This window comes from Proteus sp. PR00224 (assembly GCF_016238105.1).
In the GTDB taxonomy this organism is placed as follows: domain Bacteria; phylum Pseudomonadota; class Gammaproteobacteria; order Enterobacterales; family Enterobacteriaceae; genus Proteus.
Genome location: NZ_JAEHQU010000004.1, coordinates 208,967 through 226,777 on the forward strand (window position 1 = coordinate 208,967; position 17,811 = coordinate 226,777).

Here is a 17,811-nt window from a genome sequence, read left to right on the forward strand (position 1 = left end):
AGCATTCGTGCTATGTATATGTAAAAAAATAGTCGTTTTTTTTGATATATGTCATACACTGCAACGTTGCCTTTGGGCAGAGTGTGTCAATCGCACTAAACGCAAAAATGATGATAAAAATAAAAAACTTCATTTTATAAATGACTATTTTAGACAGGATAAATAAATGATCGAAATTCTTATCGGCGCCTTCGTTGCCGTAGGTGTTGGACGTTATATCGTAAAAGGCTATTCAGCAACAGGTGTCTTAATGACGGGTGGTCTGTTATTACTGATCATCAGCGTAATTATGGGAAGGGCTGTTTTACCTGCGAGTGCGACTGCAACAGGCTATGGCTTAATTGATATTGTCGAGTATGTGAAAAATCTACTAATGAGCCGTGGTGGCGATTTAGGTATGATGATCATGATACTTTGTGGTTTCGCTGCTTATATGACGCACATTGGCGCTAATGATGTTGTTGTAAAATTAGCATCACGCCCACTGAAAATGATTAACTCACCTTATCTGCTGATGGTTGCGGCTTACATTGTTGCATGTTTGATGTCACTGGCTGTTTCATCAGCAACAGGTTTAGGTGTGTTATTAATGGCAACGCTGTTCCCTGTTATGGTGAATATGGGAATTAGCCGCGGAGCTGCTGCTGCAATCTGTGCGTCTCCAGCTTCTATTATCTTAGCGCCAACATCAGGTGATGTTATTTTAGCTGCTGAAGCATCTCAAATGCCGCTGATTGATTTCGCATTTAAAACCACATTGCCTATCTCTATTGCTGCAATTATGGGTATGTGTATCGCTCACTTCTTCTGGCAGCGTTATCTTGACCGTAAAGAGCATATCGAAACAGAAATGTTAGACGTGAATGAGATCAAAACTCACGCACCAAGTTTCTATGCAATTTTGCCTTTCACGCCAATTATCGGTGTTCTCGTTTTTGATGGTAAATGGTTACCAGAACTTCATATTGTTGCCATTATTATTATCTGTATGATTTTAGCGGCTGTTATCGAATTTATTCGTAGTTTCAGTGCAAAACAAGTTTTTGAAGGCTTAGAAGTGGCTTACCGTGGTATGGCAGATGCATTTGCACAAGTTGTGATGTTATTAGTCGCTGCTGGGGTATTCGCTCAAGGTTTAACAACCGTTGGCTTTATCAATGCGTTAATTGAAGGTGCTCAGTCATTAGGCTCAGGTGCCATTGTGATGATGATTGCACTGGTATTAATTACCATGTTAGCGGCAATGACCACAGGCTCTGGTAATGCGCCATTCTATGCATTCGTTGAGTTAATTCCTCGTTTAGCAAGCAATATGGGTGTTAACCCAGCTTATTTAACCATCCCAATGTTACAAGCTTCAAACCTAGGTCGTACATTATCACCAGTTTCTGGTGTTGTCGTTGCCGTATCGGGTATGGCAAAAATTTCACCTTTTGAAGTGATGAAGCGTGTTTCTGTACCCGTATTAGTAGGGCTGGTTATTGTTATTGTTGCAACTGAAATTCTTGTACCAAGTACATTAGGTTAATTATTAACTCATTGAATTAATAATAAATTATTATTTTAAATTTTATTGGCGGGCTTTGTGTGAAAACAAAGCTCGTTTTTTATGGTACATAAAATGCAGATAAAAAATATCCGCCTTAAAGGCGGATATTTTGCTATTTTGACAGGGATTACGCTTCGTCAACGTTTTCTTCGTCTTCTGGTGTAGGTTCAACAATTCGAACTTTATTAATTCGATGGTTGTTCACTTCTAACGGCTCAAATTCAATGCCATCAATAAGGATCTTCTCACCAACAGTTGGAACACGTTGTAAATGCTCCATTAATAAGCCTGCTAAGGTTTCATACTCACGTTTTTCATCCAGTTTGATTGGAATATAAAGCACTAAGTCTTCAAGTGGTGTAAAACCGTTTACAGTCCATGAACCGTCTTCGTTTTGAACCAAATCATGACGTGAATCGTTTTCTTCAGAACTGACAGGTAAGTTACCTGCAATAGTTTCCATAACGTCAGTCAGCGTCACGATCCCTTCTACTGAACCAAATTCATCTACAACAAAAGCGAAGTGAGTGTGAGCACTGCGGAACTGTTCTAACGCTTGCAGTAAAGATAAACCTTCAGGGAAAATCAAAGGTTGAGTGACCAATAAACGTAAGTTTAGAGGTTCATTACGCAACTGTTGATTCAGTAGTTGAATAACATTAACAACACCGACAGGTTCATCACCAGATTGTTCATCTGTGATCACTAGGCGAGAGTGAGGATCCTTTTCCAATAATTGGCGAATATCATCTTGTGTTGCATTTAAGTCTACGTATTCAACATCATGGCGAGACGTCATGATACTGTTAACATTACGTTGGCTTAAACCAAGCACACGTACAATCATTTGGCGTTCTTGAGGATCAAACACTTCTTCTGAACTGGAGACTAAATCAGATGTGTGAGGATCTAATTCAGAAGATTCAGGTTTACCATTAATAATACGTAGAACCGCTTCTGCTGTACGTTCACGCAAAGAGCGAGAAGCCGATAAGAAACGGCGACGGTTAAATTGTGCAAGCTGATTAAAGACTTCTATCATGATAGAGAAGCCAATCGCTGCATATAGGTAACCTTTTGGAATGGCGTAGCCAAAGCCTTCGGCAACTAATGCAAAACCAATCATCAGCAAGAAGCTTAAACACAAGATAACAATAGTTGGGTGGTTATTGACGAAATTTGTTAGAGGCTTACTTGCAAGGATCATCAAGAACATTGCAATAGTAACAGCCGCAATCATAACACCTAAATGATCAACCATACCCACAGCGGTTATCACTGAGTCAAGCGAGAATACCGCATCCAGCACGATAATTTGTGCAACGACAGACCAAAAGCTGGTCGTTTTGCGTTGTTTCCCTTCGTTGTGATCTTTACCTTCTAGCCGTTCATTAAGCTCCATTGTGGCTTTGAACAGCAAGAATATCCCTCCGAGAAGCATGATCAAGTCTCTTGCACTGAAAGGATGATCAAACAGTGTAATAAGAGGTTTTGTCAGAGTGATAAGCCAAGAGAGACTAAATAACAACACAATTCGCATAACAAGGGCACACAATAAGCCTGTTATACGTGCTTTATCTCTTAGTTTTGCTGGGAGTTTATCTGCCAGAATAGCAATGAAAACAAGGTTATCAATACCAAGTACGATTTCGAGAACAATTAAGGTGGAGAGTCCTACCCAGATTGTCGGATCTAAGATCCATTCCATACAGTTTGTTTTACCTTCTATAAAGACGGCATATGCCGACTTGAGAATAATGAGCAATTTGAAGGAATTTTTCAATAAATTATTATCAGTAACAGGGGAATAATTTCATTTTGTCTAAAAGATTGTGATACCAATTACATCAATAACTACCACCAAGTGAGAGAGTGAGTTACTATGTGATCAGGTTAACAAATTGTCAGTACATTGATACTGGCAGGTTTATTTTCAGACGGGAGTTATTTTCATGTCCAAACAGCAAATCGGCGTGGTTGGTATGGCAGTTATGGGACGTAACCTTGCGCTAAATATTGAAAGCCGTGGTTATTCTGTATCTATTTACAACCGCTCAAGCGATAAAACCAACGAAGTTATCGCTGAAAATCCAGGTAAAAAACTGGTTCCGAATTATTCTATTGAAGAGTTTGTTGATTCGTTAGAAAAACCGCGCCGTATTTTATTAATGGTAAAAGCGGGTGAAGCAACGGATAAAACAATTGCTGCATTGACACCGCATTTAGATAAAGGCGATATCCTTATCGATGGCGGAAATACTTTCTTTAAAGATACTATTCGTCGTAACCGTGAATTATCAGCGCAAGGCTTTAACTTCATTGGTACAGGTGTTTCTGGTGGTGAAGAAGGTGCATTAAAAGGCCCTTCAATCATGCCTGGCGGACAAAAAGAAGCTTACGAATTAGTTGCTCCTATCCTTGAAAAAATTGCGGCTGTTGCTGAAGGTGAACCTTGTGTAACTTATATCGGTGCTGATGGTGCGGGTCACTATGTGAAAATGGTTCATAACGGTATCGAATATGGCGATATGCAGCTGATTGCAGAAGCGTATTCAGTATTAAAACACTCACTAGGCCTAACTAATGAAGAATTAGCAGAAACCTTCACCGAGTGGAATAAAGGTGAATTAAGCAGCTATCTAATTGAAATTACAGCTGATATCTTCCGTAAAAAAGATGACGAAGGTAAATATCTTGTAGATGTTATTCTTGATGAAGCGGCAAATAAAGGTACAGGTAAATGGACTAGCCAAAGTTCTTTAGACTTAGGTGTGCCAGTTACTCTTATCACTGAGTCTGTGTTTGCTCGTTATATCTCTTCATTAAAAGATCAACGCGTTGCTGCATCTAAAGTATTATCAGGCCCAACACCTAAAGCATTCTCAGGTGATAAAAAAGCCTTTATTGAAAATGTTCGCCGTGCACTGTATTTAGGTAAAATTGTCTCTTATGCTCAAGGCTTCCAGCAACTGAAAGCAGCATCAGACGAATATAACTGGGATTTAAACTACGGTGAAATCGCGAAGATTTTCCGTGCGGGTTGTATCATCCGTGCTCAATTCCTGCAAAAAATTACAGATGCCTATAACGAAGATGCAAGTATTGCAAATCTGCTGTTAGCACCATACTTTAAACAAATCGCTGACGATTACCAACAAGCTCTGCGTGATGTTGTTTGTTATGGTGTACAAGCAGGTATTCCTACTCCAACATTCTCTGCGGCTATTTCTTACTACGATAGCTATCGTGCAGAAGTGTTACCAGCAAACTTAATCCAAGCTCAACGTGACTACTTTGGTGCGCATACTTATAAACGTACTGATAAAGATGGCGTATTCCATACCGAGTGGATGGAATAAATAAGATTAAATATTCGGTTATTTTAATCGAAATATAACAAATAAAAGGTGCTCAAATAGAGCACCTTTTTTATAGAAGTGACCCACCCTAAATAAGGTCGAGATTTTTCCAATCTATTGCTCAGAGCCTTTCACATAATGAGGTTCTTCATTTACATTATCAGAGACTAAATTATCATTAGCAAAGTCTTCTCTGGATATTTTGCCACTAAAAATATCATTCATTCTCTCTTTGTCTAATGCATTTTCCCAACGAGCGACAACAATGCAAGCACAAGCATTACCGACAATATTGGTCAATGCACGGCATTCTGACATAAAGCGATCTATACCTAAGATAAGCGCCATACCTGCGACTGGAACACTAGGTACAACCGATAGCGTTGCTGCTAAGGTAATAAAGCCCGCGCCAGTGACACCCGCTGCACCTTTTGAGCTGATCATGGCAACAAACAGTAACGTAATTTGTTCTGTTAACGACAAATCAACGCCTGTTGCTTGAGCGATAAATAAAGCTGCCATAGTCATATAGATATTGGTGCCATCTAAATTAAAGGAATAACCTGTAGGAATAACTAAACCCACGACAGATTTTTTACAGCCCAGTTGCTCCATTTTACTCATTAATGTGGGGAGTGCAGCTTCAGATGAAGAGGTACCTAATACTAACCATAACTCGTCTTTAATGTATTTAATTAAAGAGAGAATGGAGAAGCCGTTATATTTGGCAACCGCACCTAATACCACGAGAACAAAAAGTAATGCAGTAAGATAAAAAGTAATCACTAACAACATTAAATTGCCAATAGAAGAAATACCATATTTACCTATGGTAAAAGCCATGGCACCAAAGGCACCAATAGGTGCTAACTTCATTAGCATACCAACCATCTTAAAGATGGGGTCGCAAAGATGCTGTAAGAATTTTAATACAGGTTCACCCTGTGAGCCTATTGATGCTAATGCTAGACCAAAAATCACAGAAACAAACAATACTTGTAAGATATTACCGTTAACTAATGGGCTAACGATAGTATCTGGGATGATATTCATTAGAAAACTAACAAGAGAAGAGCTGTGTGCTTGTGTGACATACATTTCTACTCGACTACTATCTAATGATTCAGGAGAGATATTTAAGCCATCACCAGGGCGAATAATATTAGCGGTTATTAATCCAATAACCAGCGCAATAGTTGAAAAGGTTAAGAAGTAAATCATTGATTTACCTGCTACTTTTCCTACTGTTTTCATATTGTTCATGCCAGCAATACCGGTGACGACGGTTAAGAAAATCACAGGTGCAATAATCATTTTGACGATTTTGATAAAACCATCACCTAGCGGTTTGAAGGATTCACCCACATCAGGATAAAAATGACCAAGCAAAATACCTAGAATGATAGCGATAATCACTTGGACATATAACACACGATAAAAGGGGAGCTTGCGGGATGAAATCTGCATAAAATTTCCCTGTAACTGAAAGATATTGACTAAATAAAAAAGAAATTATGATGTAAATTATTATTTACATTTATTTTGTTGTGACAGGTAACTTAAAGGTATGAGTAAATCAGGTCAATAAAATAAAGTTGATTTTATCAAATATTGTGCTCTTCATCTAAAAAATTAGATTTAATTTCAATTTATTACTATTTATGGAATTTATTTTTCTTAAATCAATAAGTTAATGAAATTATGTTTTGTTTTAATTTATTGTATTTATTTAATGATATGTATATTTGGCTTTATTTTTTGGTGAATAAAATAGTTTAAATGTAAAACAACATGAAAGGGAAGTGGTGAGAAAAGAAATATGAGGCAATGGTTTGTTTTTATTGAATTATTTTGAAAATAAAAGAGCGCATAAGCGCTCTTTTATGGATTGTAGAAAATGATTTTTATTTTACTGGGATCTTAATTGAGTTATCAGACTCAATGTTAATAGGAGTTAATGGAGCATCTTCAACAAATTCGCTTGATGCTCTACCACTAAAGACATCATTCATTCTTTCTTTATCTAAGGCATTTTCCCAGCGAGCAACAACAATACAGGCACAAGCATTACCAACAAGATTGGTCAATGCGCGACACTCTGACATAAAGCGGTCAATCCCTAGAATTAATGCCATACCTGCAACGGGAACACTAGGTACAACGGATAAGGTTGCCGCTAAAGTAATAAAGCCAGCGCCAGTAACACCCGCAGCACCTTTTGAACTTATCATTGCGACTAAGAGTAGAGTGATTTGTTCTGTTAATGAAAGCTCAATACCTGTGGCTTGTGCAATAAATAGAGCAGCCATGGTCATATAGATGTTAGTACCATCTAAGTTAAAGGAGTAACCCGTTGGAATAACTAAGCCGACGACTGATTTTTTACAGCCTACATTTTCCATTTTACGCATTAAGCTAGGTAAAGCTGCTTCTGAAGACGAAGTACCTAATACTAACCAAAGTTCATCTTTAATATATTTAATTAAAGAGAGAATAGAGAAGCCATTATATTTTGCAACAGCGCCTAACACGACAAGAACAAACAATAATGAAGTAATGTAGAAAGTCAGAACAAGCAATACTAAGTTACTGATTGATGAAATACCGTACTTTCCGATGGTAAAGGCCATGGCACCAAAAGCGCCGATAGGTGCTAATTTCATTAGCATACCGACCATTTTGAATACTGGCTCTGAGAAGTTTTGTAAGAACTTAAGAACTGGCTCGCCACGAGCCCCTATAGAGGCTAATGCGATACCAAAGACCACAGAAACAAACAGTACTTGCAGAATATTGCCGTTAACTAATGGGCTGACAACAGTATCAGGGATGATATTCATTAAGAAACCAACAATAGAAGAATCATGGGCTTTTGCGACATAACTTTCTACTTTGCTCGCATCTAATGAAGCAGGAGAGATATTTAAACCATCACCTGGGCGAATAACATTTGCAACGATTAACCCAATAATTAATGCAATCGTAGAGAAAGTCAGGAAGTAAGCCATGGATTTACCCGCAACTGTACCTACCGCTTTCATATTATTCATACCTGCAATACCCGTTACTACTGTTAAGAAGATAACAGGTGCGATGATCATTTTTACAATTTTGATAAATCCATCACCAAGTGGTTTAAAGGATTCACCCAAATCAGGGTAAAAATGCCCGAGCAAGATACCAAGTAAGATGGCAACGATAACTTGCACATAAAGCACTTTATAAAGCGGTTGTTTTTTAGTTGAAGTTTGCATGAAGATTTCCCTGCACCTATTGGTACATTGTTTATATATTTATTTGTATGTTAGAAAATAACTGAGTTGTAAATAGAATTTTACATTATTGTATTTTTATTGATGCTAACTTAAATGTACTACTAAATCAGGTCAATAAAATAAAATCTATTTAGTTAATTATTGAGTGCTGAATCGAAAAAAATAATTTAAATTTTCTGCTTGGTACATTTTATAGTGTTATAGCTAAGGTAATGTGGAATTTATGGGGGTTATTCTGACTTTTTGATTATTTTTGGTGTTAAGTGCTACTTGCGCTTTGGATTAGATTATCTAATATTACTTTTAAGTGTGTAAATATATACATACAGCAAGAATTGTTATCATACTAACAATTACCCTTGGCTAAATTTATCTCTAGGGTAATTGTTAAATATAAGTTAGCTGTTTTTATTATTCGTTTTCTTCATCACGAATAAAAGAGATTAATTCAGGTTGTGCAATGCGTTTGTAATCTTGCGTATTCAGAATAATAGAACGCTCTAATGTGCCCGCATTAAAAGCTAGCTCATCAAAGCGTTCAAAAAGCAAAGGGTCAGCGACAAGCTTCAACGCAGGATGAAAACTAAAAGGGGGAATTGCACCAAATACGCATTGAGTAAGATCATCCACTTCTTTAGGGCTTGCCAGCGATGCTCTTGTTCCACCAATTTGGTGAGCGAGTTTTGACAGATCAGCCTGTTTATCGGCGGGTAATATTGCAAGAACATGTTGTTTAACGCCGTTACCTTTTATATGGCAAACAAGTCCTTTTGCTCCCTGTCCTAATTGTGTTCCTCTGATTTTTGCAACTTCTTCAGAACGACCTGCGGTAGGGTGTTCCATAACACGGTAAGTAGCGTGGTTTTTATCTAATAAAGCAGTAAGTTGCTCAAAAATAGTCAAAGACATCAATGACTCCTGAATTTAATAAGTTATTTCTTTGATGTCATTATACGACTTTAAAAAAAATATTCTGCTGTGATGTTCACGGCTGGTTTTGATTATTTTGATAAGCTTTTCAAATTATTTTGTTACAAATGATAATATGTTAATAGTATTATCCTATTGAATTAATAGGGTAATTGGGCTTCTTTATTTAATTACCTGTAATAAAATGATAAACAAATTGATATTTATTCATTATTTTGATGATGATCAATTTAAGAACAAAAAGAATAGAACATATTAAAACGTAGATTTAATTACTAAAAAGGAAGTCAATAATGGCAGTTTCAACATTCTATATCCCTTCTGTAAATAAAATTGGTGCTGGTTGCCTTGCTGATGCTGTAAATTCAATGAAAGACTTCGGTTTTCATAAAGCGTTGATCGTCACTGATAGCATTTTAAATCAACTAGGTGTTGTCGATAAAGTAAGCAAGTTACTGACAGAGGCTGGTATTTCTAGCGTTACTTATGATGGTACTGCACCGAACCCTACTGTTGAAAACGTAGAAGCGGGTTTAGCTCTGCTGAAAGAACATCAATGTGACTGTGTGATTTCTTTAGGTGGTGGTTCACCACATGATTGTGCTAAAGGTATCGCGTTAGTGGCTTCTAATGGTGGAAAAATTGCAGATTATGAAGGTGTTGACCGTTCAGCTAAACCGCAATTACCACTGATTTCAATTAATACCACAGCAGGTACAGCATCAGAAATGACACGTTTTTGTATCATCACAGATACTGCGCGTCATATCAAAATGGCTATCGTTGATAAAAACGTGACACCAATCTTATCTGTAAATGATTCAGAGTTAATGATTGGTATGCCAAAAGGTTTGACCGCTGCAACAGGTATGGATGCATTAACTCATGCTGTTGAAGCGTATGTTTCAATTGCTGCAAATCCAATCACTGATGCGTGTGCATTAAAAGCAGTTGCTATGATCAGCGAATCTTTACGTAAAGTTGTTGATAATGGTGGTGATGCAACAGCGCGTGAAAACATGGCTTATGCTCAATTTTTAGCAGGTATGGCATTTAATAACGCTTCTTTAGGTTATGTACATGCTATGGCTCACCAATTAGGTGGTTTCTATAACTTACCTCATGGTGTGTGTAATGCGGTTTTATTACCACATGTTCAAGCTTATAACATTCAAGCAGCAGCAGGTCGTTTAAAAGATATCGCACAAGCTATGGGTGTTGATGTTTCTGCAATGAGCGATGAGCAAGGCGCGAAAGCGTGTATCGAAGAAATTCGTAAAATGGCTAAAGATGTTGGTATTCCAGCTGGTCTGAAAGAATTAGGCGTGAAAGAAGAAGATTTCAAAACATTAGCTGAAAATGCGCTGAAAGACGCTTGTGCAATCACTAACCCAGTTCAGGGTTCTGAAAGTGATGTTATCGAGTTATTCCGCCAAGCAATGTAATGCTTAGAAAATAAAAAGCTAATTAAGCTATTACTTTTTATTTTTCTTAAAAATGAAGCCGATACTTTATTTTGTATCGGCTTTTTTCATCTTTATTAAGGTGATATCAATTACTCTGCTTTTTTATGGCGTTCTTGTAGGCAACCGATAACATCAGTGAGTGATAATGATTGGTCTTGCAGTAATACCATTAAGTGATAGAGCAAGTCTGAGGCTTCATTTTTTAGCTCTTCTCTGTCATTAACAGTTGCGGCCAGCGCTGTTTCTACACCTTCTTCGCCCACTTTTTGCGCTATTCGTTTTGTACCACTGGCATAAAGGCGGGCAGTATAAGAGCTATCTGGTGAGGCATTTTTACGTTCACGTAATAAATTTTCAAGCTCGTAGAGGAATCCCCACTGGCTTTGTGCAGGCGCAAAGCAACTCTCAGTGCCATTATGGCAAGTTGGGCCAATCGGATTGGCTAAAATAAGTAAAGTATCGTTATCACAGTCAGGATAAATATTGACTAATTTGAGAAAGTTGCCTGAGGTTTCACCTTTTGTCCATAAACGCTGTTTAGTGCGTGAATAGAAGGTAACATTCCCACTTTCTAGAGTGACATTTAATGCTTCTTTGTTCATGTAACCTAGCATTAATACATCACCTGAAATGGCATTTTGGATAACCACAGGCATGAGATTATCGACTTTTTTCCAATCTAGTTGCGCTAATGTTTCACTATTCATTATATTCTTACCTTAACGTCATTCTTTGCAAGATACTGTTTTAATTCGTTGATATTAATTATTTGTTTATGAAAAACAGAGGCTGCAAGAGCGCCATCAACATTGGCTAATTTAAATGCATCAAGAAAGTGTGACATTTCACCCGCACCGCCAGAGGCAATAAGAGGAACATCTGCAACTTGGCGTACTTGAGCTAATTGTTTCAAGTCATAACCTTGTCTGACACCATCTTGATTCATCATATTTAAAACAATTTCACCTGCACCTAATCGCTGAACTTCACGTACCCAATCAAGGGTTTTCCAGTGTGTTTGCTGAGTACGTTTTTCATCACCTGTGAATTGATAAACTAAATATTCACCTGTTTTTTCATCAAACCAAGTGTCAATACCCACAACAACACATTGCACACCATAACGTTCAGCAAGACGCGAAATAAGAGAGGGATCTGAAAGTGCAGGTGAATTAATTGATATTTTATCTGCACCAAAAGAGAGAATTTTCCCAGCATCTTCAATAGAGCGAATACCACCAGCAACACAAAATGGAATATCAATCACTTCAGCAACGCGTGACACCCAGCTTTTATCAACCACACGGCCATCAGAAGAGGCGGTAATATCGTAAAATACCAGTTCATCAGCGCCTTCTTTGGCATAGCGTTCAGCAAGAGGGACAATATCACCAATGATTTCATGATTACGAAATTGAACACCTTTAACGACTTGCCCATCACGAACATCAAGACAAGGAATTATGCGTTTTGCCAACATGATATCGCCTCTTTTAATGTAAATTTGCCTTCTAATAATGCTCTACCAACAATAATACCGGCAACACCAGATGCTGGAAGATCTGCGATATCTTGTAAATCACCAATACCGCCCGAAGCTTGGAATAAAATATCAGGGAAACGCTGGCTAATTTCTTTATACAGTTCAACGTTAGAACCTGCTAATGTGCCATCACGAGAAATGTCGGTACACAACACATGCTTTAAACCCACACTTTGATAAAGCTTGATGATATCTTCAAGAGTATAGGGGGAGTTCTCTTGCCACCCACTGACAGCTACCCACTTTTTGCCTTGTTTATCAATGCGAACATCAAGGGCTAACACAATGGCATCTGCACCATAGCGCTCAAACCATGTTTTCACCATTTCAGGCTGACTGACTGCGGTAGAGCCAATAACAACACGGCTTGCACCTGCTTCTAATAGTGATTTCACATCATCTTCAGTGCGAATACCTCCACCCACTTGTACGGGCACATTGACACAAGCAACAAGCTTTTTTAACAGTGGAATTTGGCGAGCAGACGGATCTTTTGCACCCGTTAAATCCACTAGGTGAAGTAGCTTTGCGCCATCTTTTTCATATTGTTGGTAGCGTGTCAGCGGATTATCATCATAATCACGCTGTTTTGCATAATCACCCTGATGAAGACGAACCACTTTCCCATCAATTAAATCTAATGCTGGAATAATCATAACGGGTTACATCTCCAAAAAATTCTTGATAAGTTGAGCGCCCGCTTTCCCTGAACGTTCTGGGTGAAATTGCACTCCATAAAAATTATCTTTTTGAATTGCGCTACTAAAGCGAGAGCCGTATTCAGTTTCCGCAATCGTCGATTCATTGAGCGCTAGAGCGTAGCTATGAACAAAATAGAACCAAGCATTGTCATCAAGTGAACGAAAAAGAGGATGTCCTGGTTTTGCTAATACTTGGTTCCAACCCATATGGGGTAATGGTAAACCCGCTGTATCAAGCTTATCTATGGTGCCATCAACTAAACCTAATAAAGGAATATCTTTACCTTCTTCGCTTAGTGAAGCCAATATTTGCATACCTAAACAAATCCCTAAAACAGGTTGTGTTAAGGCTTTAATTAAAGGAATTAACTCACGAGCTTTGAGTTGTTCCATTGCTGCTCTAGCCGTTCCTACTCCGGGTAAAAACAGTTTATCCGCAGATAACACCACGTTTTTTTCATAGGACACAATTGGATCATAACCGAGTCGCTTAACGGCGTAAGCGACAGAGGCTAAATTGGCACAACCCGTATCAAGAATAACCACTTTCATCACAGAACACCTTTTGAACTTGGTAACGTATTTCCTTCAACACGAATAGCTTGGCGCAATGTACGACCAAAGACTTTAAATAAGCTTTCAGCTTTGTGGTGATCGTTTTTACCTTTCGATTTCAGGTGCAACGTGCAACCCATGGTGTAAGAGAGGGAACGGAAAAAGTGTTCAATCATCTCTGTACTTAAATCACCGACGCGTTGATATTTAAATTCGGCTTTGTACTCAAGGTGTGGACGACCAGAAATATCTAACGCACAACTTGCAAGGCACTCATCCATTGGTAATGTAAAACCAAAGCGAGCAATACCTCGCTTATCACCTAATGCTTCACGTAATGCTTCACCCAAAGCAAGACCGGTATCTTCCACGGTGTGGTGATCATCAATAACTAAATCACCTTTTACATTGATATTCATGCGAAAACCGCCGTGTGTGGCAATTTGATCAAGCATGTGATCAAAGAAACCAACACCAGTGCTGATCTGACTATCACCTTCGCGATCTAGCCAGATATCAATGGCGATTTGTGTCTCTTTTGTTTTTCGCTCAACGTGAGCGTAGCGATCTTTTTTCGTCAGTTGTTCTGTAATGCCCGCCCAATTGAGTTTATCGGCATTATAAAGCATGCCTTTGATACCCATATTTTCAGCTAGCTGAATATCAGTTTGTCTATCACCAATGACATAACTGTTATCTTTATCTAGTGCGCCATCAACTAAATACTGAGTAACAAGTCCTGTTTCTGGTTTGCGACAAGGGCAGTTGTCTTCAGGTTTATGAGGACAAATTAAAACATCATCAAATGAGATCCCTTGTGATGAAAAAATCTGCATCATTAAATTATGAGGAGGATCGAAATCTGCTTGAGGAAAACTTTCTGTGCCTAACCCATCCTGATTTGTGATCATAATGAGTTTATAACCTGCTTTTTGTAGCGCAGTCAGTGCGGGGATCACGCCGTTTTCAAAGGCAAGTTTATCGAGTCTATCAACTTGGTAATCTGTGGGTGGTTCCGTGATTAAAGTACCATCACGGTCGATAAAAAGAATTTTTTGGCTCATGGTTGAGATCCCTCAGTTGCGATTTTTTGTTGTTATCGTTTTTAATGTTTTATACGTTTGCAGTTTGAATATTTTTTATGGCATTAATCACGCTATCACATTCTTCTGCTGTACCGATAGAAATACGCAAACAGCCATTAAGCCCATATTGACGCTGTTGATCGCGTAAAATAATCCCTTGTTCCCATAAAGTACGGAAAACCAGATTAGCATCAGTGAATTTCACTAAAATATAGTTGGTTTCACTGTTATAAACCTGTTCTACATTAGGCAATTTTTTTAACCTATCAGATAAAATGCTTCTGTTACGTGTAATTTCTGCCACTCGCTTTTTCATTATCTCAATATTTGCTTCTGTTAATGCTTGCGCAGCAATATCTGCAACAGGTGTTGAAAGTGGGTACGGTGCGATCACCTTTAGTAATAATTCAATGACCGGCGGGTTGGCAAGCGTAAAGCCACAACGAAGCCCTGCTAAAGCAAAAGCTTTCGATAAGGTTCGCAAAATAACTAAATTCGGATAATCTTCAAGCCATGAAACAATTGACGCTTGTGGGCAAAATTCAATATAAGCTTCATCGACTGCAACAATCGCTTTGTCTTTCGCCAACGCTAATACATCCCGAATAAGAGAAGGATTAACAATATTTCCAGTTGGATTATTTGGGCTGCATAGGTAGATAAGTTTTACATTATCAAGCTGTGACGCTATTGCTTTAACATCAGGGCTCCAATCAGCAAGTGTAGGGACAACACGCTGCTCTATACCAAAGGTTTCAGCACTAACGCTATACATACCGTAAGTAGGAGGGCAATAAAGTACAGCATCTTTATCTGGCTCACAAAAAGCGCGAATAAGTAGTTCAATCGCTTCATCTGCACCACGGCTAACTAAGACTTGATTCGCATTCACACCTACGTATGCAGCATAACGATTGATCACATTAACAGGCTGGCATTCAGGGTAACGATTTAAGTTTTTTTCATTAAAAGTAAAGTCAGGCGCGATAGGGTATTCATTGGCATTTAACCACACAGAACCATTTCCGCCTAAGCGTCGAGCAGATTGATAAGGTGTTAATTCTCGTACATTTTTTCTTGCAAGTGTATTGATATCAAATTCAGTTTTCATCACTCTTTTTCCCCTGAGCTAAAGCGTTAACGCGAAGTGTGACAGCATTTTTGTGTGCGGTGAGTTGTTCTGCTTGCGCTAATATTTCAATAGTCTGTGCTAAATCAGATAAACCTTGTGCTGTGAGTTTCTGTACTGTCATACGTTTCATAAAATCAGCTAAGCCTAAGCTTGAGTAGGTTGCTGTATAGCCATAAGTCGGTAGAACGTGATTAGTACCAGAAGCATAATCTCCCGCAGATTCAGGCGACCAAGCACCAAGAAAAACAGATCCAGCGCTGGTAATGCTATCAACACGACTATCAGCATCATTAGTTTGAATAATTAAGTGTTCTGGACCATAGCTGTTACTAATTTCAATACACTGGTCGAGATCACGAGTAATAATGACGCGGCTTTCTGCAAGTGCTTGTTTAGCGATTTCAGCGCGGCTTAATAGCGCCAGTTGTGTTTCTGTTTCAGCAATAACGGCTTTAGCGAGTGTTTCATCAGGTGTTAATAATACAACTTGTGAATCAGGGCCGTGTTCAGCTTGTGAAAGTAAGTCAGCGGCAATAAATGCAGGATTTGCATCCGCATCAGCAATCACTAATACTTCAGAAGGGCCTGCTGGCATATCGATTGCAGCACCTTGTAGTGATTGACTTGCTTGGCGTTTGGCTTCAGTGACATAGGCATTACCAGGGCCAAAAATTTTATCAACCTTAGGAATAGATTCAGTACCAAATGCCATAGCTGCAATCGCCTGTGCACCACCTACTTGGAAAATTTCATCAATACCAATTTGTTGAGCAATATATAAAATTTCATCAGCAATAGGGGGCGGCGAGCAAAGAATAACTTTGCGACAACCCGCAATACGGGCGGGAATACCTAACATCATTACTGTTGAGAGTAATGGTGCCGAACCTCCCGGAATATAAAGCCCTACCGCATCAATGGGTCTGCTTACTTGTTGGCAAAATACACCCGGCTGAGTTTCCACGTTGATAGTGTTAGGAATTTGAGCCTCATGAAAGCGACGAATATTATTCATCGCCTGTGCTATTGCCTGTTTTATTTTGCTATCAAGTCTTGATGAGGCTGCATCAATTTGCGATTTTGACACCAAAACACTTTCTGGCGCTGCCTTATCGAATTTTTGGCTGAGTGCTTTAAGCGCTTTATCTCCATCATTGCGTACCTGTGAAATGATGCTAGCAACTTGTTCTGTAATTGAACCTGATGCAGAAATAGCAGGGCGAGTTAATAGCACTTGTTGCTGTTCTTTAGTGCATTTATTCCAGTAAGTTAATGTATTAAAACCCGTTTTCATCATTTCACCTTATTCCATCATTTTTTCAATTGGTAAAACAAGAATTGAACTTGCACCTAATGCTTTAAGTTTTTCCATTGTTTCCCAGAATAGGGTTTCGCTACTAACCATGTGCATTGCAACGCGATTTTGGTCACCTGCCAGAGGTAAAATAGTCGGTCTTTCAGCTCCCGGAAGTAATGCAATGACATCTTCAAGACAATCACTTGGTGCGTGTAACATAATGTATTTTGATTCTCGAGCTTGAATAACGCCTTGAATACGCGTTAATAAGCGATCGATAAGTGCTTGTTTATCGGTTTCCATGTCACCATCGCGTTGGATCAAACAGGCTTTTGAGCGATAAATCACTTCGACTTCTTTTAAACCGTTGGCTTCTAATGTTGCACCAGTAGAAACTAAGTCGCAGATAGAGTCAGCAAGACCTGCACGAGGGGCGACTTCAACAGAGCCATTTAATAAACAGGATTTAAACTTGATGCCCTTTTGGTCTAAATAGCGTTTGAGCAGATTTGGATAGGAGGTCGCGATACGAGTATTATTTAAGCATTCCACACCTTGATAATCGAAATCAACAGGGGTTGCGAGAGATAAGCGACAGCCACCGAAATCAAGACGACGTAGTGTCAGATAATTTGGGTTTTCACCTTGTGAACGACGCTTTAATAGCTCTTCTTCTAAAACGTTTTCACCAATGATCCCTAAATCAACAACGCCATCCATTACCAATCCTGGAATATCGTCATCTCTAACACGCAAAATATCGATTGGCATATTTTCAGCGTAAGCAATCAGGCGCTGTTGATTTAAGTTAATTTTGATGCCACAACGTGCTAAAAGAGCACGAGAATCATCGCTTAAACGTCCTGATTTTTGCATTGCGATCCTTAATCTTGCTTTATCTAACATATTATTACCCTAT

At 38.7% G+C, this 17,811-nt stretch carries 15 protein-coding genes; 3 read left to right on the top strand and 12 right to left on the bottom strand.

Going from position 1 to position 17,811, the window contains the following annotated elements; all coding sequences use genetic code 11:
* The first annotated feature begins 166 nt into the window (after positions 1 to 166).
* Entirely contained in the window at positions 167 to 1,528 is a 1,362-nt protein-coding gene (gene dcuC, locus JEP71_RS09570; protein ID WP_198620469.1) for an anaerobic C4-dicarboxylate transporter DcuC, read from the top strand.
* 148 nt (positions 1,529 to 1,676) lie between these two features.
* Here the strand turns inward: dcuC and JEP71_RS09575 are convergent, their stop codons facing one another.
* Complete coding sequence (locus tag JEP71_RS09575) at positions 1,677 to 3,257, bottom strand: TerC family protein (protein WP_109373472.1); 1,581 nt, start codon at positions 3,255 to 3,257, stop codon at positions 1,677 to 1,679.
* Positions 3,258 to 3,501: 244 nt separating this feature from the next.
* Between JEP71_RS09575 and gndA the strand changes: the two genes are divergently transcribed.
* On the top strand, positions 3,502 to 4,908 hold the full coding sequence (gndA, locus tag JEP71_RS09580) for an NADP-dependent phosphogluconate dehydrogenase (RefSeq protein ID WP_023581264.1): 1,407 nt from the start codon (positions 3,502 to 3,504) through the stop codon (positions 4,906 to 4,908).
* Between the two features lie 114 nt (positions 4,909 to 5,022).
* Here the strand turns inward: gndA and JEP71_RS09585 are convergent, their stop codons facing one another.
* From JEP71_RS09585 to JEP71_RS09595, 3 genes are all read right to left on the bottom strand, one after another.
* On the bottom strand, positions 5,023 to 6,375 hold the full coding sequence (locus JEP71_RS09585; protein WP_198620470.1) for a dicarboxylate/amino acid:cation symporter: 1,353 nt from the start codon (positions 6,373 to 6,375) through the stop codon (positions 5,023 to 5,025).
* 437 nt (positions 6,376 to 6,812) lie between these two features.
* Complete coding sequence (locus JEP71_RS09590; protein WP_198620471.1) at positions 6,813 to 8,162, bottom strand: dicarboxylate/amino acid:cation symporter; 1,350 nt, start codon at positions 8,160 to 8,162, stop codon at positions 6,813 to 6,815.
* A gap of 432 nt (positions 8,163 to 8,594) precedes the next feature.
* Positions 8,595 to 9,092, bottom strand: coding sequence for a YbaK/prolyl-tRNA synthetase associated domain-containing protein (locus tag JEP71_RS09595; RefSeq protein ID WP_100159528.1), 498 nt, complete (start codon positions 9,090 to 9,092; stop codon positions 8,595 to 8,597).
* A 314-nt stretch (positions 9,093 to 9,406) separates the two neighbouring features.
* Between JEP71_RS09595 and yiaY the strand changes: the two genes are divergently transcribed.
* Positions 9,407 to 10,558 carry an L-threonine dehydrogenase gene (yiaY, locus tag JEP71_RS09600; protein ID WP_198620472.1) on the top strand — a complete coding sequence of 384 codons (1,152 nt, stop codon included), beginning with the start codon at positions 9,407 to 9,409 and terminating at the stop codon, positions 10,556 to 10,558.
* A 110-nt stretch (positions 10,559 to 10,668) separates the two neighbouring features.
* On the opposite strand, the gene hisIE is transcribed toward yiaY, so the two are convergent.
* From hisIE to hisG, 8 genes are read right to left on the bottom strand one after another with little or no spacing between them, the layout of a single operon-like run.
* A complete protein-coding gene (gene hisIE, locus JEP71_RS09605; RefSeq protein ID WP_198620473.1) occupies positions 10,669 to 11,286 on the bottom strand; it encodes a bifunctional phosphoribosyl-AMP cyclohydrolase/phosphoribosyl-ATP diphosphatase HisIE in 618 nt (205 codons plus the stop codon).
* The gene (gene hisF, locus JEP71_RS09610) at positions 11,286 to 12,059 is read right to left on the bottom strand and encodes an imidazole glycerol phosphate synthase subunit HisF (protein ID WP_109373478.1); all 774 of its coding nucleotides are present in this window, start codon (positions 12,057 to 12,059) and stop codon (positions 11,286 to 11,288) included. Before hisF ends, hisIE begins: the two co-directional genes overlap by 1 nt.
* Entirely contained in the window at positions 12,041 to 12,778 is a 738-nt protein-coding gene (hisA, locus tag JEP71_RS09615) for a 1-(5-phosphoribosyl)-5-[(5-phosphoribosylamino)methylideneamino]imidazole-4-carboxamide isomerase (RefSeq protein ID WP_198620474.1), read from the bottom strand. The genes hisF and hisA overlap by 19 nt, the downstream gene beginning before the upstream one ends.
* A gap of 6 nt (positions 12,779 to 12,784) precedes the next feature.
* Entirely contained in the window at positions 12,785 to 13,375 is a 591-nt protein-coding gene (hisH, locus tag JEP71_RS09620) for an imidazole glycerol phosphate synthase subunit HisH (RefSeq protein ID WP_109373480.1), read from the bottom strand.
* Complete coding sequence (gene hisB / locus JEP71_RS09625) at positions 13,375 to 14,442, bottom strand: bifunctional histidinol-phosphatase/imidazoleglycerol-phosphate dehydratase HisB (RefSeq protein WP_198620475.1); 1,068 nt, start codon at positions 14,440 to 14,442, stop codon at positions 13,375 to 13,377. Before hisB ends, hisH begins: the two co-directional genes overlap by 1 nt.
* A 49-nt stretch (positions 14,443 to 14,491) precedes the next feature.
* Positions 14,492 to 15,574: a histidinol-phosphate transaminase gene (gene hisC / locus JEP71_RS09630; RefSeq protein ID WP_198626150.1), complete on the bottom strand. Its 1,083-nt coding sequence runs from the start codon at positions 15,572 to 15,574 to the stop codon at positions 14,492 to 14,494.
* Positions 15,564 to 16,892, bottom strand: coding sequence for a histidinol dehydrogenase (hisD, locus tag JEP71_RS09635; RefSeq protein WP_109373483.1), 1,329 nt, complete (start codon positions 16,890 to 16,892; stop codon positions 15,564 to 15,566). The genes hisC and hisD overlap by 11 nt, the downstream gene beginning before the upstream one ends.
* Before the next feature lie 6 nt (positions 16,893 to 16,898).
* Positions 16,899 to 17,798 carry an ATP phosphoribosyltransferase gene (hisG, locus tag JEP71_RS09640; protein ID WP_109373484.1) on the bottom strand — a complete coding sequence of 300 codons (900 nt, stop codon included), beginning with the start codon at positions 17,796 to 17,798 and terminating at the stop codon, positions 16,899 to 16,901.
* Positions 17,799 to 17,811: the final 13 nt, after the last annotated feature.

Coding starts and splice junctions, on each gene's coding strand:
- dcuC (WP_198620469.1), top strand. CDS start 167: ATGATCGAAATTCTTATCGGCGCCTTCGTTGCCGTAGGTGTTGGACGT.
- JEP71_RS09575 (WP_109373472.1), bottom strand. CDS start 3,257: ATGGAATGGATCTTAGATCCGACAATCTGGGTAGGACTCTCCACCTTA.
- gndA (WP_023581264.1), top strand. CDS start 3,502: ATGTCCAAACAGCAAATCGGCGTGGTTGGTATGGCAGTTATGGGACGT.
- JEP71_RS09585 (WP_198620470.1), bottom strand. CDS start 6,375: ATGCAGATTTCATCCCGCAAGCTCCCCTTTTATCGTGTGTTATATGTC.
- JEP71_RS09590 (WP_198620471.1), bottom strand. CDS start 8,162: ATGCAAACTTCAACTAAAAAACAACCGCTTTATAAAGTGCTTTATGTG.
- JEP71_RS09595 (WP_100159528.1), bottom strand. CDS start 9,092: ATGTCTTTGACTATTTTTGAGCAACTTACTGCTTTATTAGATAAAAAC.
- yiaY (WP_198620472.1), top strand. CDS start 9,407: ATGGCAGTTTCAACATTCTATATCCCTTCTGTAAATAAAATTGGTGCT.
- hisIE (WP_198620473.1), bottom strand. CDS start 11,286: ATGAATAGTGAAACATTAGCGCAACTAGATTGGAAAAAAGTCGATAAT.
- hisF (WP_109373478.1), bottom strand. CDS start 12,059: ATGTTGGCAAAACGCATAATTCCTTGTCTTGATGTTCGTGATGGGCAA.
- hisA (WP_198620474.1), bottom strand. CDS start 12,778: ATGATTATTCCAGCATTAGATTTAATTGATGGGAAAGTGGTTCGTCTT.
- hisH (WP_109373480.1), bottom strand. CDS start 13,375: ATGAAAGTGGTTATTCTTGATACGGGTTGTGCCAATTTAGCCTCTGTC.
- hisB (WP_198620475.1), bottom strand. CDS start 14,442: ATGAGCCAAAAAATTCTTTTTATCGACCGTGATGGTACTTTAATCACG.
- hisC (WP_198626150.1), bottom strand. CDS start 15,574: ATGAAAACTGAATTTGATATCAATACACTTGCAAGAAAAAATGTACGA.
- hisD (WP_109373483.1), bottom strand. CDS start 16,892: ATGATGAAAACGGGTTTTAATACATTAACTTACTGGAATAAATGCACT.
- hisG (WP_109373484.1), bottom strand. CDS start 17,798: ATGTTAGATAAAGCAAGATTAAGGATCGCAATGCAAAAATCAGGACGT.